Origin of the sequence: Streptomyces sp. NPDC051020, assembly GCF_040683105.1 — a bacterium.
Classification (GTDB): domain Bacteria; phylum Actinomycetota; class Actinomycetes; order Streptomycetales; family Streptomycetaceae; genus Streptomyces.
The window spans coordinates 1-1,310 of sequence record NZ_JBFBCG010000235.1 but is presented as its reverse complement, the minus strand read 5'-3'; the positions used below and the strand labels follow the sequence as shown (position 1 = coordinate 1,310).

Annotated in this window: 2 protein-coding genes; one reads left to right on the top strand and one right to left on the bottom strand. The window is 69.5% G+C overall.

Features of this window, described 5'->3' with window-relative positions:
- Positions 1 to 92 precede the first annotated feature (92 nt).
- Complete coding sequence (locus AB0N06_RS38915; protein ID WP_366139380.1) at positions 93 to 611, top strand: transposase; 519 nt, start codon at positions 93 to 95, stop codon at positions 609 to 611.
- Here the strand turns inward: AB0N06_RS38915 and AB0N06_RS38910 are convergent.
- Entirely contained in the window at positions 529 to 1,095 is a 567-nt protein-coding gene (locus tag AB0N06_RS38910) for a hypothetical protein (RefSeq protein WP_366139379.1), read from the bottom strand. The genes AB0N06_RS38915 and AB0N06_RS38910 overlap by 83 nt on opposite strands.
- Between the last annotated feature and the right edge of the window lie 215 nt (positions 1,096 to 1,310).

Below are 1,310 nucleotides of genomic sequence, written 5' to 3'. Positions count from 1 at the left end.
GGGTCAACGTCCTGTGGGCTTTGATACGTGACGGACGGTGCTACCAACGCGAACTCCCAGTCACCACAGCGGCTTGACAACAGCATTAGGAGGTGGACGCCTCCGAGACCGTGGGTGAGGACAGCCGCGGATACGACGGCGGCAAATCACGCGACGGGCGCAAGCGCCACATTCTGACCGACAGCGAGGGCCTGCTCCTCGAAGTGACGGTGACCACCGCGGACGTGCACGACTCCAAGGCCGCCCCCGCGCTGCTGGAGACGTTCATGGACCAGCCGGGACGGCTGTTGAAGCTGGTCTGGGTCGACAGCGCCTACCAGGGCCCCGCACTGGCCGAGGCGTTCGCCCGTCACGGGGTGCGCGTCGAGGTCGTACGCCGCTCCGACGGGCAGCGCGGCTTCGTCGTCCTGGCCCGCCGCTGGGTCGTGGAACGCACGCTGAGCTGGCTGTCGCGCTCACGTCGCCTCAACCGTGACCACGAACGCCGCCCCGACCACCACGCCCAGATGGTGTGGTGGGCCGCCGTGATCAGGCTGTCACGGCGTCTGGCCGGGGACGCTCCGCGCTGGCCGGACAAACGCCCCGACCGACCGGCCCAGGCGCGGGCGTGAACCGGCCGCCTTTCTCCCGCACCAGCCAACCCCGCGCCTCGAGCCCGTAGGCACGGTGCCGGATCCTCTCCACCTCGTTCTTGCTGTCCGCCTCCCGGCCCACCGCCCGCGCCAGCTCCACCCCGCTCACCGGCCCCGCCGCGGCCATCACAGCGGCGAACACCTCCCGATACAGGCCGCTGAGCACCTCCTCGCTCATGCCCGACTGCCAGACCGGCGGCCGCTCGTCATACCCCGCGCCCAAGCCGCCCGATCCGGTCGAGGCGTCCGCGTCACCACCCACCGACGTGGCAGCCGGCACGCCGGCCGCGCTCTCCTCGGCGAGCACCTGCACGAGTTCCTCACGCCCCACCCGGGCCCGCTCGACCCGCTCCTGCGCGGCACTCACCTCTGCCTGTGCCTGCTCCAGAACCTCCAGCCAGGACTCCAAGTCCTGCCTCGCTCGCGCCTCGCGCCGTTCCATCAACCCGAGCACCGACGGCATCGCACCCTCCCAACCGACAACAAGCCGTCCGCTGCCTGCCCCCACCACTCCACGATCATGCTCCGAGCACGAAGAAGCCCCTGCTCATCGAACAGGAGCTCCCTTTGCCACAACGCACTGAGCTTGAGATAAAACCTCTGGCTCGCCCAAGAAGGTGTTCGAGTCCCCCACATGGGCAAATGCCGGACAAGGCGACGGCTACGTCGTCATCCTCG

Coding starts and splice junctions, on each gene's coding strand:
- AB0N06_RS38910 (WP_366139379.1), bottom strand. CDS start 1,095: ATGCCGTCGGTGCTCGGGTTGATGGAACGGCGCGAGGCGCGAGCGAGG.